Consider the following 23478-nt stretch of genomic DNA (forward strand, 5'->3'; position numbering starts at 1 on the left):
GCGGCCCCGACCATGTATGGTTCGCCGAGATCAGCGACGATGCGAATTCTGGCGCTCCCGGACGACCAGAACAAGCGTGACTATCGAGGTAGGCAGCAGAATAAGCTGCCCACCATTGAGCAGTAGTTGGCCCATGGTGCTGGAGCTAGTACCGGTCGCTATCCAGGTGACGATAGAAGCGACGGTCATAGCCAGTCCGACTATATTGAGTGCTAATATCGTGTATTTTATCTTCTGGTTTAGTTTCACATGAAACTCTCTACTGATGGATGATGCAGCCAAATAGGAAGCCGTCTACGCCAGCGCTCGATCCCGAGACCTTCGCCCGCCGACTCCGCGGACACACCCTTATCCACAGGCGCCGCTAGGCCACAGCAGACCTCCTCTGATCGGCGACCCTCGGCGGACGGGGAAAGCAACCCCGTAGTTGGCCGCATAACCTTCAGGCACGGATTCCATCAGCGCCTGGGCCGACTCGACGTGGATGGGCAGCAGCGCCCTTCCGCATCAAGGCCGATATGGAGAACCTGTGGGACTCTTCACCGAATTTGCGCAGTTACCGCCTTCTGGGGAGAACGATATCTCCAACCAGTACGCTTGCCCGGATGGGTTCTTCTCCACGCTCGGCGACCAGAAATCAAAAATGATCTGGAGATCCGCCCTGAAAGCACCGAAGTTCTTTGAGAAGCACGTCTCGGAGGGCCATCCCTCCGTTGTTTGATAGCGTCTTCGCAGATCTTCGGTGCCATCTTTGGTCAGAACCCATCCGACCGCGCGAGCTTGCTCTTTGTAATAGGCGGCGACCTCGAGCGGAGAGCCGTTGAATCTGTATCGGCGCCCTACCTCCGCGATACCGTCCTCGTCCTCGCATGCCAACGATACGTACTGAACTCCCAGCGGTTCGGTCTGTGGCGCCGGTCGTCCGAGGATCGCATCGCGGCCGGCGAGCTCAGACCATGGCTCCGTGGGGTCGTTGACGCAGTCCAAGCCCGTCACTTTTTGGACTAACGAGCAGCCTGCAACGGCAGCAAGCATCACGGAAGCCAGCATGAGGCGGACTGATGATTTCACGCGTGCTCGCTTCCGTACTCATCATGATCCGGAATTCTAGATCATATTGCAGAAAACGCGCGCAGCTCCGGAAGGACGTCAGTGGCCAGCCGTTCCAGCTGCCCACGGAAGTCCGCCCCCACAGGCATGAGGTTCAACGAGGTGAACCCCAATCGCATCAACCCCAGCAACCCCTCCACCACCTCCCCGGCCGAGCCCGCCACCGTAAAGGGCTCGTCCGAGGCCGAGGTCCCGCCCACCAGCACCGGCACGTTGTACACGCATTCCACCTCCCGCCCCACCCGACCAGCCGACGCCAGCACCCGAGCCCGCATCCCCACCGCCACCTCAGGCGGCGCGAAGCCCAGCGACGGGATCCATCCGTCCGCCAGCTCCCCCGTGGCCGCCAGCGCCCGGTTGCCGTACGTGCCCAGCCAGATGGGGATCGGACTGACCGGCTTGGGCTCCATCGTGGCGTCCAGCGTGTGATAGCGGTCGCCCTGATAGCTGTACGACGGCGACGACCACAGCCCCCGGATGATGTGGATCGCCTCCACCATCCCGTCGACCTTCTCCCGCGGCGTCGGCACGCCCAGCCCGAACGCCCGGAACTCCTCGTCCGAATAGCCGCCGCCGAGCCCCAGGATCAACCGCCCCCCGGAGAGCCGGTGCAGTGACTCCGCCATCTTGGCCACCATCGCGGGCGGCCGGTACGGCACCCCGAGGACCCGCGTGGCGACGCGGATCCGCGAGGTGGCGGCGGCGATCCAGGTGAGCAGCGTCCAGATCTCGTACGTCGGCGACGTGCCGCACGGATGGTCGGACGTCGACACGAAGTCGAACCCCAGCTCCTCGGCCAACCGCGCGTCCCCGACCGGATCGGCGCCCGGAGCCGCCGAAGCCGAGATACCCACACCGAACATGTGCGCCGCCTCCCCAGATTTGGTTTACATGGAACCTAAAACCAAAGTTGGTTACACGTCAACTAGTCTGAGCGGCATGGGTGACCCGCGCTGGTTGGATGAGGCCGAGTTCCGGGCCTGGCTCGGCTACCGCCGGATGCGGCTGCTCCTGGACGCCCAGGTGAGCCGTGATCTGCTGCGGGATTCGGGATTGTCGGCCGCCGACTACGACGTGCTGTCGTCCCTGTCGTCAAGCGAGGGGCACCGGCGGCGGCTCACCAAGCTGGCCGAGCGGATGCTGTGGTCGAAGAGCCGGCTGTCGCGGCACATCTCACGGATGGAACAACGCGGCCTGGTGACCCGCGAGGAGTGCGAGACGGACGGCCGCGGTGCCGTGATCGTGCTGACCGAGGAGGGGCTGCGGGCCATCGAGGCGGCAGCCCCCGATCATGTGGAGTCGGTGCGCCGCCACTTCATCGACCTGCTGACTCCGGAGCAGATCGACGTCCTGGGGGCCGTCGCGAGCACCGTGCTGACCCACCTGGGGGAGGAGAGCGACTAGGACACCCAGATGGGGCTCCAGTCGGCCACCTCGTGGAAGCGCCGCAGCTCGGAGATGCCGGACACGGTGCCGAGCCAGGCCGCGTACGGCGGGCGGTCGAATCCGCTCTGCACCATCGTCAACCGCGTCTTGCCGCCGGACTCCGCCAGCTCCCAGGTGCTGACCCCGACGCCGCCCCAGTCGACGGACAGCTTCCGCCCCGGCTCCAGCTCGACGATTTTCGCCGGATTGGGGTTGTCCGCCAGCCCGCCCATGGCGAACCGGCCACCGACGTGCGGCTCGATCTCGATCGGGAACCCGAACCAGCGAGTCACCGTCTCCGAGTCGATCAGTGAGTCGAAGACCTTCTCCGCGGAGGCGGCGATCAGCACTTCCGCCCGCAGGTCGGAGGCGGTGAAGTCGGGCTTCGGAGTGAGCGGGCGGCCCTCGAAGTGCTCGGCCAGGTTCGCCAGCATGAGGCACCAGTACGTCTGGATCACCCCGCGGATCGTCGACTCCGCGAGCGCCTCCTGGAAGTCGAAGTGGGTCTGCGACACCGACACGACGGTCGTCTCGGGGCCCTCCTCCTCCAGGCCGAACTCGACCGTGGTGTCCTCGCCGTCCAGCAGCCAGGAGAACCGCACCGTGCGCTCGTCGACGTGCAGCGGACGCTGGTGCGGCGCGTCGCCCTCGGGGGTGTGGCGCCCCCAGAACGCGTAGCGGTCCGGCAGGTCCACCTCGGCGTGCTCGGCCAGCCAGAGCCGCATCGTCGCGGCGTCGGTCAGCGCGTGGTGCACCTCCTTCACCGATGCCTGGACACGGGCGCGGACAGTCATGGGCTCACTCATGTTCGTCTCCCTTGGGGTAACAGGCGACGGCGAGCTTGAAGGCGTCACCTTCCGCTCCGCCGTACCTCGTGAACAGGTCTTGCAGCATCCCCTGCAGCTCGTTCAGGAACTCCTGACGGTCCTCGGGGCGCACGTGGATCTCCCCCGACAGCCCGATCGACGGCAGCTCCGTCGCGGTCCTGTCGAGTCCCGCGATGTCCGCCTGCACCTCTTCCATCAGGTCCAGCAGGTAACCCAGACTCAGCTCGTCCTGCGTCTTGCGCAGACCGATGCGGCCGACCAGGCGGGGTGACAGCCAGTACGAACGCGCGCCCGCCTGGTAGATGCCCTCGTGGACACCGCGCACCTTCCGCTCCGACACCAGGTCGACCAAGCCCGCGTCCACCAGCCGTTTGACGTGGTAGTAGACGCGCTGGGGCGTCTGACCGAGCCGGGCCGCGACCTCAGTGCAGGTGCGCGGCTCGGCCAGCTGCCGCAGCACCTCGACGCGCTGCGGCTTGAGCAGCGCCTCGGCCTGCTCGATCTGTTCCAGGTACAGGACATCTCTCATCGCAAAAATCATCCTTTACGTAAAACAGTATTTTGTCAATAGGGCATGCTCGAAGGAGCACCGCGCATCGGGGTCGATCAGGGCCAGGAGCTGTCCTGGTCGGGGTCGCCGCCGTTCGACAGCAGGCGGAGGTCGGCCTCGACCATCGTCGCCACCAGTTCGTCGAACGGCATCGTCGGCTCCCAGCCGAGCTGCACCCGGGCCTTCTTGGGGTCGGCGCAGAGCAGGTCGACCTCGGCGGGCCGATGCAGGGCCTGGTCGGTGACGACGTACTGCTCCCAGTCCAGGGAGGCCGCCCTGAAGGCGGCCTCGACCAGCTCGCGGACCGACTTCATGCGCCCGGTGCCGATCACGTAGTCCTCGGGCGTGCCGGCTTGGAGCATGAGGTGCATGGCCCGTACGTAGTCGCCCGCGAAACCCCAGTCCCGCCGGGCCTCCAGGTTGCCGAGCCGGAGCTCGGTGGCGAGGCCGAGCTTGATGCGCGCCACGCCGAGCGAGACCTTGCGGGTGACGAACTCGGCGCCACGCCGGGGCGACTCGTGGTTGAACAGGATGCCGGAGACCGCGTACATGCCGTAGGACTCGCGGTAGTTCTGCGTGAGGAAGTGCCCGTACGCCTTGGCCACGCCGTACGGCGAGCGCGGGTGGAAGGCGGTGCGCTCCGTCTGGGGCGTCTCGCTGACCTGGCCGAACATCTCCGACGACGAAGCCTGATAAAAGCGGATCTGGCCGGAGGCGGCGTTGCCGCGCGACACGCCGGAGCAGACCCGGATGGCCTCCAGCATGCGCAGCACGCCCATCCCCGTCACCTCGGCCGTGAGCTCCGCCTGCTCCCACGACATGGGCACGAACGAGATGGCGCCCAGGTTGTAGACCTCGTCGGGCTGAACCCGTTCCACCGCCGAGATCAGCGATCCCTGGTCGAGCAGGTCGCCGCGGACCACCTGAACGTCGGTCAGCAGCTTGCGCAGCCGCGACACGCGCGGGTTGGCCTGGCCACGCGCCAGCCCCCACACCTCGTACCCCTGACCGAGCAGGTACTCCGCCAAATAGGAACCGTCCTGGCCGGTGATGCCGGTGATCAGAGCGCGCCTGGCCAAGGGGTCCTCCCACTATCACGACCGCGTCCGTTTGGACGGGAATGTACAGCTAAGCGCCTCGATACAGCACCAAAGCCTCCTAGAACACGTTCCACCGAACCGCGCTCGGTCATGCCAACATCGCAGTTCGCACGGCCTTTGGCGGCAGTTGTGAACAATTCCAGATGACCTACCGAATGGTAGCCTTCTCGGACTAAGGTCATCTTCACGGTACACGCCCATCTCTGGGTGCTTACCGGCGAGAAAGGGGTGTCCGTGAGCGACACGCTGCGGATCGCACTGCTGTCCTACCGCAGCAAGCCGACCTGTGGCGGCCAGGGTGTCTACCTCCGCCACCTGAGCCGCGAGCTGGTCGCCCTTGGGCATCACGTCGAGGTGTTCTCCGGCCAGCCGTACCCGGAGCTGGACGAGGGCGTGATCCTCCAGAAGGTGCCGAGTCTCGACCTCTACCGCGACGAGGACCCGTTCAGGACCCCGAAGCTGCACGAGTACCGCGACTGGATCGACTGGCTGGAAGTCGGCACCATGTGGACCGCCGGGTTCCCCGAGCCGCTGACGTTCACGCTGCGGGCGCACCGCGCGCTGAAGAAGCGGGTCGGCGACTTCGACGTCGTCCAGGACAACCAGACGCTCGGTTACGGGCTGCTCGGCATCCAGAAGCTGTTCCCGGTGGTCGGCACCATCCACCACCCGATCAGCGTGGACCGGCGCATCGAGCTGGAGGCCGCCACCGGCGCCAAGAAGCTGACCATGCGCCGCTGGTACGCGTTCGTGAAGATGCAGGCCAAGGTCGCGCCCCGGCTGAGCCCGATCCTGACCGTCAGCGAGTCGTCGCTGGCCGACATCCACCGCGACTTCAACGTTCCGCAGGCGAACATGCGCCTGATCCCGCTCGGCGTCGACACCCGCTATTTCCACCCACGTCCCGAGAAGCCGAAGAAAAAGGGCTCGATCGTGGCGGTGGCCAGTGCCGACTCCCCCATGAAGGGCGTCGCCACGCTGCTGCGGGCCGTGGCCAAGCTGGCCACCGAGCGCGACGTCAGCCTCACCGTGGTCAGCAAGCCGACCGCCGGCGGGCCCACCGAGCAGCTCGTACAGGAGCTGTCGCTGCAGGACCGGGTCCGCTTCGTGCACGGCATCTCCGACGACGAGCTGGGCGAGCTCATCGCCACCTCTGAAGTCTCCGTGGTGCCCTCGTTGTACGAGGGGTTCTCGCTGCCGGCCGTGGAGCACATGGCCTGCGGCACGCCGCTGGTCGCCAGCCGTACGGGCGCGCTGCCCGAGGTGGTGGGGGACGCCGCGATCCAGGTCGCGCCCGGCGACGCCGAGGAGCTGGCCGCGGTGCTGCGCCGCCTGCACGACTCCCCGGAGGAGCGCGAGCGGGTGGGCAAGGCCGGATACGAGCGGGTCATGGAGCGTTACACCTGGCGTGTCGTCGCCAAGAAGACCGTCGAGGCGTACCGCGAGGCCATCGCGGCCCGCCGTACCCGCTGACCGAAGCTTCGAGATTTCAAGGAGATCGATAAGTGCTGACGGTGGACTTCGCCCGGCTGCCGGTCGGGCCCGGCGTGCGCGTGCTCGACCTGGGTTGTGGCGGTGGCCGGCACGCGTTCGAGGTGCTGCGCCGGGGCGCGGACGTGGTCGCCTTCGACATGGACCAGTCCGAGCTGGACAGCGTGGCGGCCATGTTCGTGGCGATGGACAAGGCGGGCGAGGTGCCGCCGGAGGCCAGTGGCGAGACCGTTCAGGGGACGGCGCTGGACATGCCGTTCGAGGACGGCTCCTTCGACCGGGTCATCGCGGCCGAGGTGCTGGAGCACATCCCCGACGACATGGCCGCGATGCGGGAGATCTTCCGGGTGCTCAAGCCCGGCGGCACGGCCGCGATCACCGTGCCGAGCTTCCTGCCCGAGCGGATCTGCTGGGCGCTGGACGAGGACTACCACACGGCCCCCGGCGGACATGTCCGGATTTATACGTTGGCTGAGCTGTCGGCCAAGCTGAAGTCCACCGGCTTCCGCATCGGTCCCCACCACCACGCCCACGGGCTGCACGCGCCGTACTGGTGGATCAAGTGCGCGGTCGGCGTCAACAACGACGACCACCCCCTCGCCAAGGCGTACCACGAGCTGCTGGTCTGGGACATCATGAAGCGCCCGCCGCTCACCCGGCTGGCAGAATCCCTGCTCAACCCGCTCATCGGCAAGAGCGTGGTGCTCTACGTGAGGAAGCCCGCCGCGTGATCTCACGCGAGGAGGCCGTTCGGACGGCCTTGAGCATCTCGGCGATCCAGCAGGACGACGGCGGCGTGCCGTGGCCGGAAGGCCACGTGGACGTGTGGAACCACGTCGAGTGCCTGATGGCGATGACCGTGGCCGGCCTGCGCGACCCCGTCACGCGGGGCTACGACTGGCTGGCCCGGCACCAGCGCGACGACGGCTCGTGGGCGATGAAGCTGGTCGACGGCGTCGCCACCGAGCCGGGCGGCGAGTCGAACCACGCCGCCTACGTCGCGGCCGGCCTCTGGCACCACCACCTGGTGACGGGCGACCAGCGGTTCACCGAGCTCAGGTGGCCGATGGTCAAGAGGGCGCTCGACTACGTCGTGGGGCTGCAGACCGAACGCGGCGAGATCGTCTGGGAGCGCGACGCCCAGGGCCGGGCCTCCGCCTACGCGCTGCTCACCGGCTGCTCGTCGATCCACCAGGGCCTGCGCTGCGGCGTCCTGCTCGCCGACCACCTCGGTGACCCGCAGCCGCACTGGGAGCTGGCCGCCGACCGCCTGGCCCACGTGCTGGCCGCGCACCCGGAGGCGTTCACCGACAAGAGCCGCTACTCCATGGACTGGTACTACCCGGTGCTCGGCGGCGCCGTCCGGGGTCCGGCGGCGGAGGAGCTGCTGGAGCGGGAGTGGAGCACGTTCGTGGTGCCGGGGCTGGGCATCCGGTGCGTCTCGGACCAGCCGTGGGTGACGGGCGCGGAGACGTGCGAGCTGGCGCTGGCCCTCGACGCGCTGGGCGACCGTGAGCGCGCCGCCCGGCTGTTCGCCGACATGCAGCACCTGCGCCATGAGGACGGCTCGTACTGGACGGGGTGGCAGTTCATCAACAACCGCCACTTTCCGCACGAGCGGAGCGGATACACGGCCGCGGCGGCGGTGCTCGCGGCGGACGCGTTGTTCACCTTCTCCCCGGGAGCGGGGATCTTCCGCGACATCAGCGCCGCCTCCGTCTCCCCCGCCGACCCGCATCTGTGTGGGTGCACTCCCGCCCGTGCGTGATCTTGTACGCGCAAGGGCTTTTGCGGGTTCTTTGCCGGGAAATGCGGAGCGGCACCGCTGAACGCCCCATTGGGGTTACTAGCTTCGTGAGTGGCCGTACGAGGCGTCTTCGGGGGAAGCGTGGGCGACACGGGCACAACAGCGTTCTTGGAGCAGGACAGGACTGAGCCGACGCTTTCGCCGGTTCGCGGACTACGGAAGCTGCTGCTGAAGGAGCGGTCCGAGGCCGATCTGGCCCGGCGGAGGTTCCGGCTACGGCAGGGACATTGCCGGGTGGTCGTCGAAGGGGCCGAGCGGTCATACCTTTTCGGGTTCAACGCCGCTGTGTCGCGTGAAGTCTGCAAGATCGAAGAAATGTCGCCTGAGCAGCGGAGCTTCGCCTATGAGGGGGCCGGTGCCGCCTGCACCGTGCTCGATCTGCTCACCATGACCCGGGGCCGGCGCCTTCACGAGCTACTGGCCGGCCCCGCCCGACTTCACCCGCACGCCGTGCACGTGGGCGCGGGGCGCGGCTACGCGCTGCTGCGCCTGCGGCCCGTGTGGGGCATCCGGCGGACGCACCCGCTGTTCCGCTGGCTGGCCGTGGACGGGTTCGGGTTCCAGTGGAGCCTGGCGCGGGCCGACCGGATGGTCGGCGAACGGACCATGCCCGATCTGCTCACCAGGGCCCACTGCGCGATCTTCGACCAGGGCCTGGGCCGCCTGCTCTGGTATCACGAGTGCGCCTCTCCGGACGACGTGGCCGCCAGGATCGCCTCCTTCCCGGCGGGCCGGCGGGGCGATCTGTGGAGCGGTGTCGGGTTCGCGGCCACGCACACCGGTGGCGCCACCGCCGACGAGCTGTGGTGGCTGGCCGACCATGCGGGGGCCGACGGGTTCCGTGCCCATCTGGCCCAGGGGTGCGCGTTCGCCGTGTCGGCCGGGCTCCAGGCGCGGGCACTGCCGGATCACGTGGCGCTGGCCGTACCGATCCTGGCGGGCGCGGAGCCCGACGAGGCCGGCGCGTGGGCCGAAGGGGCGCTCATCGAGCTCGGCCATGACCCGCACACCCACGAGGACTTCCAGTCCTGGCGGGCCCACACCCGCAGAGCGTGGGCACGCGGGAAGCGAACTTGTTCCAGGACGCGTGGCTAGATCCCCGGAGCGACCCGTTCCAGGACGCGCAGCGAGCCCTCGGCCGAGGTCTCGGCGAACGCGCCCGAGGCGAGCGCCCGCTGGTAGATCCGGTAGGGAGCCTGGCCGCCCGTGGCCGGGTCCGGATAGATGTCGTGGAAGACCAGCGCGCCGCCCGCCATGACGTGCGGCGCCCAGCCCTCGTAGTCGCGCGTCACCGGATCGTCGGAATGTCCGCCGTCGATGAACAGCATGCCCAAAGGCGTGTTCCAGAGCCGGGCCACCTGCTCCGAGCGGCCCACCACGGCGATCACCTCGTCCTCCAGCCCGGCGGCGGCGATCGTCTGGCGGAACGTCGGCAGCGAGTCCATCTTGCCGAACCGCGGATCGACCAGCGTCGGGTCGTGGTGGGCCCAGCCCGGCTGGATCTCCTCCGAGCCGCGATGGTGGTCCACGGTGACGACCACGGACCCGGCCAGCCTGGCCGCCGCCCCGAGGTAGATGGCCGACTTGCCGCAGTAGGTGCCGATCTCACAGATCGGTCCAAGCTTGCCGTACCGGCAAGCCGCCTCGAACAGCGCCAGGCCCTCCCTTTCCGGCATGAATCCCTTGGCTTGCTTGGCTGCGAATCGCAGTTCAGGCGGCATCGTCATAGGGATGCACCCTAGTAGAACCGAACAACATTCCAGCGCCCCCTTGCCCGGCATTCTGCAACCTGTTCTACTTGGCAACGTGAATCAGCGCGCTCGCATCGCGATGTCCGAGGACGAGGTCACGGCCTTCCTGGAAGGGGCCCGCAAGCTCCAGCTCGCGACCATCAACCCGGACGGCACGCCACATCTGGTGACCATGTTCTACGGGCTCGACGAGGGCCGGATCGCCTTCTGGAGCTACGCCAAGGCGCAGAAGGTCCGCAACCTGGAGCGCGACCCCCGGGTGAGCTGCCTGATCGAGACGGGCGAGGACTACAACGAGCTGCGCGGCGTCCTGCTGTACGGCGAGGCCAAGCGAGTGGACGAGCCCGAGCAGGTCCTGGCGGTCGGCTTGCACGTCACACGCAGGATGACCCCGGACGTGGCGGACGAACTCCTGCTGCCTTATGTCGAACAAACCGGACGAAAGCGGGTCGCATACATCGTCGAGCGCACCAAAGTGGTCTCATGGGACCACAGGAGGCTCACATGAAGATCAAAGTCGATGAAATGGTCTGCGAAGCCAATGCGGTGTGCATGGGGCTCGCACCCGAGGTGTTCGACGTGGATGATGACGACCAGCTGCACATCCTGCTCCCGGAACCACCGCCCGAACTCCTGGACCGCGTCCGTCACGCGGTCCGGTCCTGCCCCAAAGCCGCTCTTTCCCTAGAGGAATAGCCCGGAGGAGGAACCCCCCATGCGCGCCGCCCTTCTGCATGCCGTAGGCGACGACAAGCTCGACATCCGCGACGATGTCACCCTCGCCCCCGTCGGACCCACCGACGTACGGGTGCGGATCAAGGCTACGGGCGTCTGCCATTCGGACCTGTCGGCCATGTCCGGCGTGCTGCCGCAGCCCGTGCCGCTCGTCCCGGGTCACGAGGGCGCGGGCGAGGTGGTCGAGGTGGGCGAGCATGTCAGCTCGGTCCAGCCGGGCGATCACGTGATCATCAACTGGCGTCCGTCCTGCCAGGACTGCGACCTGTGCCTGGGCGGCCAGCCGTACCTCTGCATGAAGTACGTGATCGAGGCGTTCACCAAGGGCAACTTCCGCTTCGGCGGCGACCAGACGGCGTTCGGCATGGCCGGGTGCGGCACCTGGGCCGAAGAGATCGTCATCCCCTGGCAGGGCGCGATCAAGGTCGACACGGACGTGTCGTGGGAGGCGGCCGCGCTGATCGGCTGCGGCATCACCACCGGCGTGGGCGCCGCGATCAACACCGCCAAGGTACGGCCCGGCTCGACCGTCGCCGTCATCGGCTGCGGCGGCGTGGGCCTGTCCGTCATCCAGGGCGCGCGCATCTCCGGCGCCCGGACGATCCTGGCGATCGACCCCCTGGAGTCCAAGCACGAGCTGGCCAAGAAGGTCGGCGCCACCCACGCCGTCACCCCCGAGCAGGTCCCCGAGGCGCTGAACGAGCTGACCGCCGGCGGCGGCTTCGACTACGGCTTCGAGGTGGTCGGCAAGGCCGCCACCATCCAGAGCGCGTGGCAGGTCACCCGCGCGGGCGGCGAGGTCATCGTGGTCGGCGCGGGCGCGGTGGACGACATGGTGTCGATCTCCGCGTTCAGCCTGCTGTTCGAGGGCAAGAACCTGCTCTCCAGCCTGTACGGCGAAGCGGACGTACGGCACTACTTCCCCTACTTCGCCAAGCTCTACAAGGCCGGCCAGCTCGACCTGGAGTCGATGATCAGCGCCCGGATCCGCCTGGCGGACCTGAACGACGCCGTGGCCGCGCTCAAGGGCGGCGAGGTGCTGCGCCAGATCGTCCTCATGGACTGAGCCGTTCGAAGCCGTCCAGCATCGCGGTGAGGCCGAGCTCGAAGTGCTGGTCGATATCTACGGCATCGGCACTTTCAGCGAGCAGGTTGTAGCCGGGCGCCCCTGGCTCGGGCTTCCGGCTGCGCCGCCGCGCGCCCAGCTGGACGGCGGCCAGGCCCATCGCGTGGCCGATGGTGTAGTCGCGCAGGGAGCGCGTCATCTGCAGGGCGACCTCGGGCGCGAATCCGGCCTCCCCCAGGGCCGCGAGCGTCTGGTTGCCCGTGGCGATGGCCTTGGCCGACCTGATCGGCCGGGACGCGAACACCGGCACGGCATGCGGGTGCGCGGCCAGCGTGTCCCGCATGCGCCGGTAGGACTGTTCGAGCAGCGCGCGCCACGTGCCCCGCCAGGGCAGCGTGTCGACGCCGAACTCGTCGAACATCAGCTCGGCGACGGCGTCGAACAGCGCCTCCTGATCGTCGAAGTAGTAATAGACCGCCATCGGGTCGACGCCGATCTCGGCACCGAGCTTGCGCATGGAGAACTTGCCGAGCCCCATGGAGTCGATCACCGACAACGCGACACCCGCGATGTACTCCTGGCTCAGGGTGGGCTTCGCGGCCTTGCTCATGCGGAAATTATCCCGGAAGCGCAGCACACGGTTTGCCGTCGCAAGGGCTCTAGACCGGTGGGTTGAAGCGGTGGTAGCCCGGGGCCGTCCAGCCCGCCGAGACCGAGCCCGCGACGTGCACCCACTCCTCCAGCTCGAACCGGACCAGCCGCTGCGCCCCCGGCACGTCCCCCGGATCCCAGTCCACCTGGGCCCGGCCGGTCAGGTGCAGCGTCTCCCCGCGTTCCCAGTCCACGAACAGCAGCCCGGCCGCCGGGTTCACCTCCAGGTTCCCCAATGTCATGTACATCGAGTTGCCGACGTAGTCCGGGAACACCAGCGACCCCGGCCCCGTGACCTTCACGAACCCTGGATTGCCGCCCCGGTGCGAGACGTCCGCCCCGAGCTTCTCGGCGCCCGTCGCGATGAAGAACGTGTCCGCCGCGCCGATCCACGCCTGATGACGCGCTGTCAGCGCGGTCCCGGCACCGAGGCCGACCGGGGTGCCGCCCGAGGCGGTCGTGGGCTCGCGGGTCTGGATGTATTTGGGGCAGTTCGAGTAGACCTGCTCCGTCCATACCACCAGTGCCTCGCCCGCCTGCACGGCCGTGCCGTTCACCCGCATCCTGCGCCGCGTGTGGGGCTCGATCGCGAGCAGCCCGAGGTCGCGTTCCCCGGCGAACAGCCCGTGCAGGGGGTCGGGCGCGCCGGGCAGGGCGCGTACGACGATCGTGCGGTCGTCCTCGGGGGAGGCGAAACCGGCGGGGCCGGTCAGCACGCTCGCCCAGAGACGGCCCAGGTCGTCGGCCGCGCCGGCGACGAGCAGCTGCTGCTGCCGCAGGAACTCGGCCGCCACCTCCGGGATCTCCGGGCGGGTGCGCGAACTGCCGTACTCCCCGCCCCGCACTCCCGCCCGCTGCTGGACGGCCACCTCGCCCGGATGCGAAACCATTAGAAGAACCCGCAGGTCGGTGCGCCAGAGGTGGGCGCGGGGCGGTCGCCGGCGCCGTCCGGGGCGAAGATCTCCAGGCGGATGCCGTCAGGATCCTCGAAGAACACGCCTCCCGAGGACGCGCCTTCGCCGTGCGGCACGACGCCGTCGTGGTGGAGGGTGGCTCCGATCTCCCTGATGACCGCCTCGGCCTCCTGTACTGCCGCGAGGTCGGCGACCTGGAACGACAGGTGGTGCAGCCCTGGCCGCGCGGTGGCGAAGCGACCCTCGCTCTGCTGCCAGAGGGTCAGCATGAGCGTGCTGCCCTGGAACAGGAACGCGTAGCGGCGCCCCTCGTGCTGTCGCTCGCCCGCCGTGGTGAAGCCGAAGACGCGCTGGTAGAAGTCCAAGGACTTGGTGAGGTCGGTGACGTTGAGCCCGATGTGCCCGGTCTGGAACGACGACATTCCACACTCCCCCATCATCTAACGCATGGACGGCCGATCGGCCGTTAGAAAACACTATATAACGGCAAACCGGCGTCGCAAGCGTTAGATGCGGCTCACTTCTTGTGCTCCCGGTAGTGCCTGGCCGCTCTGGCACGGTTGCCGCAGGCGGTCGAGCACCACTCCTGACGTGGGTGTTCCTTCAGGAAATAGAGCACGCAGCGTGGGGCCTGGCAGGTACGCAGTTGCGCCCGTTCGGGCCCCGCCAGGAACTCGACCGCCGCCGTCGCGATCGCGGCCCGGACCCGTGCCGACGGCTCGACCGGCACGGCGGGCACGACGACGAGGGCCGGCTCCCCGCTCCAGGACAGTTGCGGGGCTCGCGGGGCAGCCAGGGCGGCGGCGTTGACCAGGGCCAGCGATTCGGCGAAACCGGGCAGGGCCGCCGCGTCCGCCCGGCTCGGCGGCTCCGGGGACACGGCCTTGGCGAACAACGCGCGTACGGCCTGGCGCAGGCGTACGGTCTGCTCGCGCAGTTCCTCCGTGGCGGTGAAGCCGGGATCGACGTCGAGGTCGGCCGCGTGTTCGCGCACCCAGACCGTCAGGCCTTCGACGTCGGACAGGCGGTCGACCAATCCGGACCGCTCCGCCCTGACCGTGCTGACGAAATCGAGGGTCAAGGACATTCCCCCAATCTAACGCCCGCGGACACCCTCACCCGTGAGAGTCCCCGGGTAAGTCCGCTGAAGGTCAGGACGCCTCAGCGGTACGACGGCCTCACCGACTGAGTACGGAGACGGTCTCCTTCGAGAGCCCGTGAGTGTCACATTTTCCGCGGTTGAAGTGTCTTATAGGTAGCCGCCCGAGCGTCATATAGGTAGCCGCCCGTAAGTCCAGGCGTCCGCGCAGGGGAGATGAATCCCGTTGGTGTCCATCCCGGAAGTCCCTTACACCGACCCCACCAGTTGGCGGATCGCCATGGAAGCCAGTGCGGCGAGCCTGTCGATGAGCACCCTGAACGGCCCTCGGCTCCTCGACGAGCTGCCGTGGTTCCAGGGTTCCTTCCGGCTGACCCCGGCCGGGCTGTTGGCGGGATTCACCCTGCGACTGCCGCTGCCGACCCGGCCGACGTGGCTGCGGGAGGAGGAGACGGCCGAGCTGCTGTGGGAGTCGGTGAGCCTCGAAGCCGCCGGGATCCCGAACCAGTTCAGCGGGCGGACCCGGCTGCGGCTCGGCCGACGGGAGACCTTCACGGACGTGTCCGCTCTGTGCGCCAAGATTCCCGTCGGTCGTTCCGGCCACCCCTACCTGAAGATCGTCCTGGAGACGGTGTTTCCGTCTTTGAGCATGCGCTGGCCGCGCGAGGCACGACTGCGGCTGCGGCCGGTGACACTCAAGCTGTTCAGCGAGATCCGTTTCGCCGAGACCACCTCGCTGTCGTGATCGCGGGCCCATCCGTCACTCGGCCGTCTGCGGCCGGTAGGAGGCGATGATCACGCCGCTCTTCATGACCTTGGTGTCGACCAACTTGAACGACGCCTTGAAGTCCTTGAGCGGCGTCGTCACGCTGTCGCCGCCTTCCAGGACCGGGGTGATCCAGAACCGGACCTCGTCCAGCAGACCCGCCCTGATGAGCTGCGTGGTGACCGAGCCGAAGCCGTACTGCAGGATGTCCTTGCCGTCCTGGGCCTTGAGCTTGGTGACCTCCTCGACCAGGTCGCCCTGCAGCACCTCGGTGTTCTTCCACGTGGGGTCGGTCAGAGTGGTCGAGGCGACGTACTTCTTGACGTTGTTGAAGTAGGCCGCGCCGGTGCTCGGGTCGCTCTCGTCCCGGGTCGGCCAGGCGGCGGACATGCCGTCGTACGTGGCCCGGCCCATCAGCAGCGCGTCGGCGGCATTCGTCTGCTCGCCGGCGAAGGCGGCGGCCTCGTCGTCGAAGTAGGGCATCGTCCACATCGGGTTCTCGATGACGCCGTCGAGGGTGATGTAGGTCGAGTTGATGAGCTTGCGCATCGGAATCTCCTCAGTGTCGGGGTGCCTCTCGGTGACACCCACAACATTTCAGGTCCCGCTTACGATTTTCTTCAGGTGCCCTACTCGGCGGATCTTCGGCTAGTTGATCAGCGTACGGTCGTCGCCCGCGCGCTCCAGCTCTCCGGCCCCGTGACCGTCGTCGAGGGGGACCTTCTCGCCCCCGTACGCCTTCGACATCCGGCCGCGTAGTCTGCCCAGGGGGCCGCGCATGCCCTTCGGCGGGATGCCCGCGCTGTCGGGCTCGGCGGCCGCCAGCATCGGCACTGGCTCCTTGCCCCGCACGTGTGCCTCGATGTCGTCCGCCGCCGGCACGTGGGCCTCGACGAACGCGCCGCTGGGCAACCTCTTGATCACACCGGATTCAACGCCATGGGAAATGGTGCCCGCGTCGTAGCGCTGGAGCCCCAGACACATCCGGTACGTGATCAGGTACGCCAGGGCGGGCGCCACGAAGATCAGCACCCGGCCCGCGTACGTCGTCACATTGAGGCTGATCTGGAAATTGGCGGAGATCTCGTCGTTGGCACCGAGGAGCCAGAGCACGCCATAGAACACGACGGCCGTCATGCCGATCGCCGTGCGGTGCGGGTTGTCGCGCGGGCGTTCGGCGAAGTTGTGCTCGCGCTTGTCCCCCGTCACCCACTGCTCCAGGAACGGGTACAACGCCAGGCCCGTCAAGACGACGCCCAGCGGCACCAGCGCCGGGATGATGACGTTGAGCGGCAGTGTGCCCGCATGGGCCGTGCCGAACAGGTTGATCTCCCACGGCCCCATGATGCGCAGCGCGCCTTCGAGGAAGCCCATGTAGAAGTCGGGCTGCGAACCCGCCGACACGTCGGCGGGTGTGTAGGGCCCGAACAGCCAGATCGGGTTGATCTGGGCGAACGTCGCCAGCCCCGCGATCACCCCGAACGTAAACAGGACATACGCGCCCGCCTTGGCCATGAACGCCGGATAGAACGGCGCCCCCACCACGTTCTTGTTCGTCTGGGTCTTGCCGGCCATCTGGGTGTGCTTCTGCATCCACATGAGCACCAGGTGAGCGGTGACCAGCGCCAGGATGATGCCCGGGATGAGCAGAATGTGCAGCGAGAAGAACCGGGAGATGACATCCCCGCCCGGGTACTCACCCCCGAACAGGAAGAACGACGCGTAAGTACCGACCAGCGGCAGCGAGACCAGCACCCCCTGGGTGATCCGCAGACCGGCTCCGGACAGCAGGTCGTCAGGCAGGGAGTAGCCGGTCAGCCCCTCAAGGAGCGCCAGCGTCAGCAGCAGCACGCCGATCACATGGTTGAGCTCGCGCGGCTTGCGGTAGGCGCCGGTGAAGAACACCCGCAGCGCGTGCACGATAGTGCTCGCCACGAAGATCAGCGCCGCCCAGTGATGCATCTGCCTGACCAGGAGGCCACCCCGGACGTCGAAGCTGAGCTCCAGCGACGACGCGTAGGCTTCGGACATCATGACGCCCTTGAGCGGGGCGTACGACCCGTCGTAGACGATCTCCGCCATGCTGGGCTTGAACCAGAACGTCAGGAACGTCCCGGTCAGCAGCAGGAGAACGAACGCGTACAGCGCGATCTCCCCCAGCAGGAACGTCCAGTGGTCGGGGAAGATCTTGCGCATGTTGCGCTTGAGGAAGTTGGCCATGCCGAGCCGCTCGTCGAGGAAGTTCGAGGGGCTTGAGACGGCCTTCGGGATGGCCTTGAGCTCGTTCATCCGTGATCTACCCACATATCGCTCCCCGTTCTCGTTGAACATCTCCCCGTATAGACACTGCAGAGCGTGGAAATGTGACATGTCCGCCCGCGCCAGGCGCCCTCCGCAGCGCATCTACGCACATATACGCTCGTCGCCGAAGGCCGAGTCACGGCATACGAGGGAGGCAACCGTGGGGGTCTGCGTCTACATCGACGTCGTCAGGGACGGAAAGAAGCTTGGTAGCTACGACCTCGACGACAGCGCGCACTACCTTCGCGTGGGGCTGGAGGCACTGGGGCTCGACGGCGACGAGATCGTTCACGGGGTGGGAGGTCCGGACGGCGTCGACGCCGAGGGGTCGGAGGAAGGATTCGTGGGCCGACTCGCCCCCGAACAGGTCAGAGCCTTCTGGGAGCGCCTTTCGCCCGTCACTGTCGAGCAGTTCATGACGGGCCTACGGACGACCGAGAACGTCAACGGCGACGACGAGGAGTACTTCACGCTGTACTTCGCCGACCTCAAGGAGGCGTACAGCGCGGCCGTTCACGCGGACGCGGGTATGACGATGTCCTGGTACTGACGACCCGTGCCGGGCCAGTGCCGCTCCATCACGGACGTTCTGCGCTGGTCACACTGGCGCCGCCACCACTACCAGCGCAGAGCCCAACCATGATCGCGATGTGTTACTAGAAGTCGAACTCTCCTCGTTTGGCGCCGTCCATGAACGCTGCCCACACCGACGCGCTCACCACATAGGGCTGCATGTCAGGTCGCTCGGTGTCGCGGATGCCCACGCGGCCGGCAGACAGCGGGGCCACCTCCAGGCAATTTCCGTTGTCGCCGGAGAACGAGGACTTCCGCCAACCGGCAGTCCTGAGTTCCTCGTTCAGTTCCAGGTCCATCCCTGCTCCAACCTCTCCTCGATCTTCTTGATAGACAGGCTCTGGGGAAGGGCTTCCGCACGGCACATCTGATAGCGGAGGTGGAGAATCTCGATCTCAGCCGCTTTGCCCCACACCTTTCCTGATACCGGGCTGTCGACGAAGGCCGCGCTCGACCCGCCTGTCATATGCGCGATCACGAAACCTCCGAGCAGTCCAGCCGTTATGCAGGCACTGAGCGGAAGGATTTGGATCGTGATACACGGACTATGAGCCACTTCGACGAGGTACGACAGTTGATTGCGGGTGATACTTTCACCCCCGATCGGACGGTAAAGGATGGACTCATCAAGGACCGCCCAGAGCGTGGGTGGGCTGTCCCTTTGGAAGATCTCCTTGCGCGCCATCCGGGACCTGACCGCCTCCTCCACCTGGTCGCCGGTAACCCCCGGCTTTCCCTCCAGGATGGCTCGGGCGTATTCAGGCGTCTGCAGAAGCCCAGGGACGATGGTCGGTTCCCAGGTCCAGAGCTCCCTAGCCATCGTTTCGATATCGAGCCAGGGAGCGAACGTCTTGAGCATTGGCTCCCGCTTGCCGACAGGCAGGAGGTCGACCAGGCGACCCGGCTCCAGCCTCAGTCTCTCCTCGCATCGTTTGGCGAGCGCCTCGGTCGGTGTGCGTACGGCTCGTTCGACCGAACCGACAAGATTGGCGGAGAACCCGATTTTGTGGCCGAGTTGCCCTTGGGTCAGTCCTGCTTCAAGACGAAGCTGACGTAGTTCGTACCCAAAACGGGCCTCCGCGCTGGCGTCTGGATTCAACTCTTTGGCAGGACGCATTGGGGGGCTGCTCCCTGTCCGATCCCACAGGATCACACAACAATTCCCACCGGTGGGACTCATATCCGTGTGGCACGAGCCCTTGGGGTTTCCTCAGAAATTACCCGTTGGATGGCACGCTTACCAGTGTTTCGGGCCAACAATTCCCCGCGCGACACACGAATTCTCGATATCGCATGTTATAACGGCACAGAAATTCGGACAGGTCAGGTGATTTCCATGCCAAGCCAAACAGAAGACGTAAGTCTTATCGGAGCCACCAGGCTGCGCCGCAGCCGCATGGCGCCGAAACAGGCGCGCGCGGCTGTCGCCTGGTGGCTCGCGGACGACCAGCCGACGCTGCCCGATGTGCAACAGGTGGTCTCTGAGCTGGTCGCGAACGCCTGCGAACACGTGGAAGACGGCCCACACCGCGACTGGGTCACGGTGAGCGTGGCGCGCGGGGACGGCTTCTTTCGCGTCGAGGTAACGGATCCCGGCGCATTTGACGCGGAGCCGCATATGACCGAGCCCACTTCCGAGGCCGAATCGGGGCGCGGTATTCGCATTGTCGCCGATCTGTCCAACGGATGCTGGGGGACATTTGTCACCGAAGCCGAGCACCGCGTCGTGTGGGCCGACGTGAACTTCCAGACGGTAGGGAATTCAGCCACCGACATAGATGGCCTGAAAGCGGCAACTCACAGCAACTGTGCGGCGAGTTCCTGCCATTGACGCAGCGGCGGCTCATCTGGTGTGGCCGTGAGCACATGCATCGTGAGCCGGTTGGCAGGGCGGCGGCCGCGTGGGCGCGGGCCGGCTCGGGCCTCGCACGTCGATGACCAGGGCGGGGTGGCTGACGCCGAGGCCAAGCAGGAATCGCTCGGGGAATGCCTCCGCCAGGGTGCGCTGCACGGCTGCGGCGCAGTCAGGCAAGAGACAGTCGTTAGGATCGGGTCATGCCTCTGACGGTGGATGACGTCGACCGGTTCGAGCTGTCGAGGCCCCGTCTGGCGGCCATCGCCTACCGTCTCCTCGGCTCCGCGGACGAGGCGGAGGACGTCGTACAGGAGACGTTCCTGCGCTGGCAGGCCACCGACGTCGACCGCGTCGAGGTCCCCGAGGCTTGGCTGACGAAGGTCCTCACCAACCTGTGCCTCAACCAGCTCACCTCCGCGCGGGCGCGCCGCGAGACCTACGTGGGCCAATGGCTTCCCGAGCCGCTGCTCGCCGGGGACCCGATGCTCGGCCCGGCCGACACCGCCGAGCAGCGCGAATCGGTCTCGTACGCGGTCCTCACCCTCATGGAGCGCCTGTCCCCCAACGAACGGGCCGTGTACGTGCTGCGGGAGGCGTTCGGCTACCCGCACCGGGAGATCGCCGAGATCCTCGCCATCACCGAGGCGGCCAGCCAGCAGATCTTTCACCGCGCCAAGAAGCATGTCGCGTACGGCAAAGCCCGCGCCGCGATCGACGATGCCGCCGCGCGGCGGATCGTCGAGGAGTTCCTCGCTGCCGCCACCAGTGGCCAGACCGACGAGCTCGTACGCCTGCTCACCAAGGACGCCGTCTCCATCGGCGACGGCGGAGGGAAGATTCCGGCACGCACCAAGGCGTTCGAGGGAGCCGTCGCGGTCGCGAAGTTCATGTGGGGCATGTTCAAGCCCGCCGAGGCCAAGCGCGCCATCGTCGGCGGCTCACCCGAGATATACGCCTGGACCGCCAATGGCGAACCCGCCGTGGTGGCCGTGGTGGAGGGCCGGGTCGTCGCCATCATGTGCCTGGAGGTCACCGCCGAGGGCATCACCGCCTGCCGTACCCAGGCAAACCCTGACAAGCTCGAACGCGCGACCGAGCAATGGGCGGCGGCAAGCCATGGGGAGCCACTGCTCGTGATGTGACGTGTCTCACATCGCGCTCCTGTCAGGAAACGGCGGGCCATCCGGTTCAAGTGACGAATCCGAACCGGACAGGAGCCCGCAATGCAGCACCGCATCATCGTTCTCGGAGCCGGATACACCGGCGCCAGCGCCGCCGGCCGCCTCGCCAAGCGGCTGCGCCGCGAGGACGTCGCCATCACCCTCGTCAACGCCGAGCCCGACTTCGTCGAACGCGTCCGCAACCACCAACTGGCGACCGGCCAGGACCTCAGACCCCGGCCGCTCAGCGAGATCTACGCCGGCACCGGCGTCGAACTGAGGCTCGCGAAGGTCACCGGCGTCGACGTCGACCGCAAGACCGTCGCCATCACCGGCGCGAACGGTGCGGAAGAGCTGAAGTACGACACCCTCGTGTACGCCCTCGGCAGCGGCTGGAACAGCCAAGCCGTACCCGGGACCGCCGAGCACGCCTACCAGATCGCCGGCCGTACCGGAGCACTCGGACTACGCGAGCGCCTGGCGAGCCTCGATGCCGGGCAGACCGTGGTGGTGGTCGGCGGCGGGCTCACCGGCCTGGAGGCCTCGACCGAGATCGCCGAGGCCCGCCCGGACCTCGACGTCGCCCTCGCCGCCGGCGGCGGCCTCGGCGACCGGCTCTCCCCCAAGGGCCGCGAGCATGTACGGAAGGTCTTCGGCAAGCTCGGCATCACCGCGTACGAGCACACCGCCATCACCGCGGTCGAAGCCGACCACGTCACCACCGCCGACGGCCGGATCATCCCCGCCGCGGTCACCGTATGGACGGCCGGTTTCGCGATCCATCCGCTCGCGAAGGCCACCTTCCTGGAGGTCTCCGGCACCGGCCAGATCGTGGTCGACCGGACCATGCGCTCGGTTTCCCACCCCGATGTGTACGCCGTCGGCGACGCGGCCATGGCGATGGGCGCCGGAGACAAGCCGCTACGGATGTCGTGCGCCTCGGGAATCCCCACCGCCTGGCTGGCCGCCGACGTCATCGCGGCGCGTCTGACCGGCCGGAAGGTCCCGGACAAGACGATCGGCTACTTCAACCAGTGCATCTCACTGGGCCGCAAGGAGGGCCTGATCCAGTACGTCACAGCCGACGACCGCGCCAAGCCGATGGTCCTGCGCGGCCGGCTGGCCGCCGCCTACAAGGAACTGATCTGCAAGAGCGCCGCATGGAGCGTCGCCAACCCGACACTGGGGATGCCGACCCGGCACCACCGCGTTACGCGCCAGCAGACGCTGAAGCAGGAGACTGTATGAAGCTTGTGGCGCCGGGGGCACCGGTGAGGAAGGTTCGCAGTAGCGGGTTGACCGTCTCGGGGTTGTCCTCGTGGACGTTGTGGCCGGCCCCTGGGATGATCTTGACTGTGGCGTTCTGGAGGCGTTTGCCGTACTCGGCGGCATAGGAGGCAGGCAGCCACTCATCGGCTTCGCCCCAGACGATCAGCGTCTCGGCCCGGACCCTGCCCAGCGCGGCATCGGTAACCGTGAAGTCCTGGCTGCGGACCAGCTTCACGAAGGCCGCCCGCTTTTCGGACCTGGACATCCAGTGCCAGGTCTCATCCACCACCTCGCCGGTGACCCGGTCCTGGTCGGCGAAGGCGGTGCGCAGGCTCTTCTCGAAGTCGGAGCGGCCCATCAGCTTGACGGCCAGCTCACCGACGACGGGAAGGGCGAACAACTCCGTCTGTGAGGCGGGTTCCTTGGCCAGCCCGGGCGCGTCCAGGAGAACCAGCCTGTCGACGCGAGAGGGATGGCGTTCGGCGAAGTACAACGTCCAGGCGCCGCCCCAGGAGTGGCCGACCAGGGAGGTGGTACGCAGCCCCACGGCGTCGAGGAACGAGCCCAGCGCATCGGACATGGCCGGCAGGTCGTAGGCGAAGTCGTCCTTGACGGTCGTGTAACCCTGACTCGGCATGTCCACGGCGTAGACCGTGTGCTCCCTGGCCAGGACGGGGATCGTGTCACGGTAGGAGTACTGCCACTGGGCCCCGCCCGCGATCAGGACGACCGGCGATCCGCTGCCCGTCTTGGTGTAGTGGAAGCGCGCCACCGGCGTCTCGACGTACATGGAGTGGATACGGGACAGGTACTGCGAGCGATAGCTGCCATCAGCGGACGGCTGCCAGACGTAGGCGATCAGGAGAACCGCGGCCAGCGCGACCGCCATGACGCCCAGCGTCCAGCGCACCCACCGCCGACGAGACGGCCTGGCCTTGCGTACAGGCTCACGTACATGTGTCGATGCCATCATTGACTCCCTCAACTCGAGCAGATCCAGCCGATTGACGGAGTAGCTGGGCTGAATG

The 23478-nt window shown here is 67.3% G+C and carries 28 protein-coding genes; 14 read left to right on the plus strand and 14 right to left on the minus strand.

Features of this window, described 5'->3' with window-relative positions:
- Positions 1-529 precede the first annotated feature (529 nt).
- Positions 530-721, plus strand: coding sequence for a hypothetical protein (locus tag KME78_RS35260; RefSeq protein ID WP_219533768.1), 192 nt, complete (start codon positions 530-532; stop codon positions 719-721).
- 391 nt (positions 722-1112) lie between these two features.
- Here KME78_RS35260 and KME78_RS35265 read toward each other — a convergent pair whose 3' ends face one another.
- The gene (locus tag KME78_RS35265; RefSeq protein WP_219533769.1) at positions 1113-1973 is read right to left on the minus strand and encodes an LLM class flavin-dependent oxidoreductase; all 861 of its coding nucleotides are present in this window, start codon (positions 1971-1973) and stop codon (positions 1113-1115) included.
- Positions 1974-2049: 76 nt separating this feature from the next.
- Between KME78_RS35265 and KME78_RS35270 the strand changes: the two genes are divergently transcribed.
- Positions 2050-2514 (plus strand): MarR family winged helix-turn-helix transcriptional regulator, encoded by a 465-nt coding sequence (locus KME78_RS35270; RefSeq protein ID WP_219533770.1) that lies wholly within the window; start codon positions 2050-2052, stop codon positions 2512-2514.
- Here the strand turns inward: KME78_RS35270 and KME78_RS35275 are convergent.
- From KME78_RS35275 to KME78_RS35285, 3 genes are all read right to left on the minus strand, one after another.
- On the minus strand, positions 2511-3341 hold the full coding sequence (locus KME78_RS35275) for an SRPBCC family protein (RefSeq protein ID WP_246652623.1): 831 nt from the start codon (positions 3339-3341) through the stop codon (positions 2511-2513). The genes KME78_RS35270 and KME78_RS35275 overlap by 4 nt on opposite strands.
- Positions 3334-3891 (minus strand): helix-turn-helix domain-containing protein, encoded by a 558-nt coding sequence (locus KME78_RS35280; protein WP_219533771.1) that lies wholly within the window; start codon positions 3889-3891, stop codon positions 3334-3336. Before KME78_RS35280 ends, KME78_RS35275 begins: the two co-directional genes overlap by 8 nt.
- Positions 3892-3968: 77 nt before the next feature.
- Positions 3969-4991: a GDP-mannose 4,6-dehydratase gene (locus KME78_RS35285; protein WP_219533772.1), complete on the minus strand. Its 1023-nt coding sequence runs from the start codon at positions 4989-4991 to the stop codon at positions 3969-3971.
- 249 nt (positions 4992-5240) lie between these two features.
- Between KME78_RS35285 and KME78_RS35290 the strand changes: the two genes are divergently transcribed.
- From KME78_RS35290 to KME78_RS35305, 4 genes are all read left to right on the plus strand, one after another.
- The gene (locus KME78_RS35290; protein ID WP_219533773.1) at positions 5241-6485 is read left to right on the plus strand and encodes a glycosyltransferase family 4 protein; all 1245 of its coding nucleotides are present in this window, start codon (positions 5241-5243) and stop codon (positions 6483-6485) included.
- A gap of 32 nt (positions 6486-6517) precedes the next feature.
- Positions 6518-7234 carry a class I SAM-dependent methyltransferase gene (locus KME78_RS35295; RefSeq protein ID WP_219533774.1) on the plus strand — a complete coding sequence of 239 codons (717 nt, stop codon included), beginning with the start codon at positions 6518-6520 and terminating at the stop codon, positions 7232-7234.
- Complete coding sequence (locus KME78_RS35300; protein WP_219533775.1) at positions 7231-8271, plus strand: glycoside hydrolase family 15 protein; 1041 nt, start codon at positions 7231-7233, stop codon at positions 8269-8271. Before KME78_RS35295 ends, KME78_RS35300 begins: the two co-directional genes overlap by 4 nt.
- 120 nt (positions 8272-8391) lie before the next feature.
- A complete protein-coding gene (locus KME78_RS35305) occupies positions 8392-9405 on the plus strand; it encodes a DUF1702 family protein (protein WP_308127265.1) in 1014 nt (337 codons plus the stop codon).
- Here KME78_RS35305 and KME78_RS35310 read toward each other — a convergent pair.
- Positions 9402-10031: a class I SAM-dependent methyltransferase gene (locus KME78_RS35310; RefSeq protein WP_219533903.1), complete on the minus strand. Its 630-nt coding sequence runs from the start codon at positions 10029-10031 to the stop codon at positions 9402-9404. The two genes, KME78_RS35305 and KME78_RS35310, sit on opposite strands and share 4 nt — an antisense overlap.
- 85 nt (positions 10032-10116) lie before the next feature.
- Here KME78_RS35310 and KME78_RS35315 point away from each other — a divergent pair, with 85 nt between their 5' ends.
- The 3 genes from KME78_RS35315 to KME78_RS35325 are packed head-to-tail and all read left to right on the plus strand — an operon-like array spanning position 10117 to position 11862.
- A complete protein-coding gene (locus KME78_RS35315) occupies positions 10117-10569 on the plus strand; it encodes a pyridoxamine 5'-phosphate oxidase family protein (RefSeq protein WP_219533777.1) in 453 nt (150 codons plus the stop codon).
- A complete protein-coding gene (locus tag KME78_RS35320; RefSeq protein ID WP_219533778.1) occupies positions 10566-10757 on the plus strand; it encodes a ferredoxin in 192 nt (63 codons plus the stop codon). The genes KME78_RS35315 and KME78_RS35320 overlap by 4 nt, the downstream gene beginning before the upstream one ends.
- A 19-nt stretch (positions 10758-10776) precedes the next feature.
- A complete protein-coding gene (locus KME78_RS35325) occupies positions 10777-11862 on the plus strand; it encodes a Zn-dependent alcohol dehydrogenase (protein WP_219533779.1) in 1086 nt (361 codons plus the stop codon).
- Here KME78_RS35325 and KME78_RS35330 read toward each other — a convergent pair.
- The 4 genes from KME78_RS35330 to KME78_RS35345 all read right to left on the minus strand — a co-directional run bounded on the left by KME78_RS35330 (position 11852) and on the right by KME78_RS35345 (position 14514).
- The gene (locus KME78_RS35330; protein WP_219533780.1) at positions 11852-12472 is read right to left on the minus strand and encodes a TetR/AcrR family transcriptional regulator C-terminal domain-containing protein; all 621 of its coding nucleotides are present in this window, start codon (positions 12470-12472) and stop codon (positions 11852-11854) included. The two genes, KME78_RS35325 and KME78_RS35330, sit on opposite strands and share 11 nt — an antisense overlap.
- A 49-nt stretch (positions 12473-12521) precedes the next feature.
- Positions 12522-13403, minus strand: a complete 882-nt coding sequence (locus KME78_RS35335) for a pyridoxamine 5'-phosphate oxidase family protein (protein WP_219533781.1) — start codon at positions 13401-13403, stop codon at positions 12522-12524.
- On the minus strand, positions 13403-13849 hold the full coding sequence (locus tag KME78_RS35340) for a VOC family protein (protein ID WP_219533782.1): 447 nt from the start codon (positions 13847-13849) through the stop codon (positions 13403-13405). The genes KME78_RS35335 and KME78_RS35340 overlap by 1 nt, the downstream gene beginning before the upstream one ends.
- Before the next feature lie 95 nt (positions 13850-13944).
- Entirely contained in the window at positions 13945-14514 is a 570-nt protein-coding gene (locus tag KME78_RS35345) for a CGNR zinc finger domain-containing protein (protein ID WP_219533783.1), read from the minus strand.
- A gap of 241 nt (positions 14515-14755) precedes the next feature.
- Here KME78_RS35345 and KME78_RS35350 point away from each other — a divergent pair, with 241 nt between their 5' ends.
- Positions 14756-15271 (plus strand): hypothetical protein, encoded by a 516-nt coding sequence (locus KME78_RS35350; RefSeq protein WP_219533784.1) that lies wholly within the window; start codon positions 14756-14758, stop codon positions 15269-15271.
- Between the two features lie 15 nt (positions 15272-15286).
- Here the strand turns inward: KME78_RS35350 and KME78_RS35355 are convergent, their stop codons facing one another.
- Positions 15287-15841 (minus strand): dihydrofolate reductase family protein, encoded by a 555-nt coding sequence (locus KME78_RS35355; protein WP_219533785.1) that lies wholly within the window; start codon positions 15839-15841, stop codon positions 15287-15289.
- Between the two features lie 99 nt (positions 15842-15940).
- On the minus strand, positions 15941-17581 hold the full coding sequence (qcrB, locus tag KME78_RS35360; RefSeq protein ID WP_219533904.1) for a cytochrome bc1 complex cytochrome b subunit: 1641 nt from the start codon (positions 17579-17581) through the stop codon (positions 15941-15943).
- 172 nt (positions 17582-17753) lie between these two features.
- Between qcrB and KME78_RS35365 the strand changes: the two genes are divergently transcribed.
- The gene (locus KME78_RS35365) at positions 17754-18143 is read left to right on the plus strand and encodes a DUF1877 family protein (protein ID WP_219533786.1); all 390 of its coding nucleotides are present in this window, start codon (positions 17754-17756) and stop codon (positions 18141-18143) included.
- A 106-nt stretch (positions 18144-18249) separates the two neighbouring features.
- Here KME78_RS35365 and KME78_RS35370 read toward each other — a convergent pair whose 3' ends face one another.
- Both KME78_RS35370 and KME78_RS35375 read right to left on the minus strand, forming a co-directional pair.
- Positions 18250-18465, minus strand: coding sequence for a DUF397 domain-containing protein (locus KME78_RS35370; protein ID WP_219533787.1), 216 nt, complete (start codon positions 18463-18465; stop codon positions 18250-18252).
- The gene (locus tag KME78_RS35375; RefSeq protein WP_219533788.1) at positions 18450-19283 is read right to left on the minus strand and encodes a helix-turn-helix domain-containing protein; all 834 of its coding nucleotides are present in this window, start codon (positions 19281-19283) and stop codon (positions 18450-18452) included. Before KME78_RS35375 ends, KME78_RS35370 begins: the two co-directional genes overlap by 16 nt.
- Positions 19284-19394: 111 nt before the next feature.
- Between KME78_RS35375 and KME78_RS35380 the strand changes: the two genes are divergently transcribed.
- The 3 genes from KME78_RS35380 to KME78_RS35390 all read left to right on the plus strand — a co-directional run bounded on the left by KME78_RS35380 (position 19395) and on the right by KME78_RS35390 (position 22429).
- Positions 19395-19997, plus strand: a complete 603-nt coding sequence (locus KME78_RS35380) for an ATP-binding protein (RefSeq protein ID WP_219533789.1) — start codon at positions 19395-19397, stop codon at positions 19995-19997.
- A gap of 224 nt (positions 19998-20221) precedes the next feature.
- On the plus strand, positions 20222-21163 hold the full coding sequence (gene sigJ / locus KME78_RS35385) for an RNA polymerase sigma factor SigJ (RefSeq protein ID WP_219533790.1): 942 nt from the start codon (positions 20222-20224) through the stop codon (positions 21161-21163).
- Positions 21164-21244: 81 nt separating this feature from the next.
- Positions 21245-22429, plus strand: a complete 1185-nt coding sequence (locus tag KME78_RS35390; RefSeq protein ID WP_219533791.1) for an NAD(P)/FAD-dependent oxidoreductase — start codon at positions 21245-21247, stop codon at positions 22427-22429.
- On the opposite strand, the gene KME78_RS35395 is transcribed toward KME78_RS35390, so the two are convergent.
- Entirely contained in the window at positions 22392-23420 is a 1029-nt protein-coding gene (locus KME78_RS35395) for an alpha/beta fold hydrolase (protein ID WP_219533792.1), read from the minus strand. The genes KME78_RS35390 and KME78_RS35395 overlap by 38 nt on opposite strands.
- Positions 23421-23478: the final 58 nt, after the last annotated feature.

Source organism: Nonomuraea guangzhouensis (genome assembly GCF_019396345.1).
Lineage (GTDB): Bacteria > Actinomycetota > Actinomycetes > Streptosporangiales > Streptosporangiaceae > Nonomuraea > Nonomuraea guangzhouensis.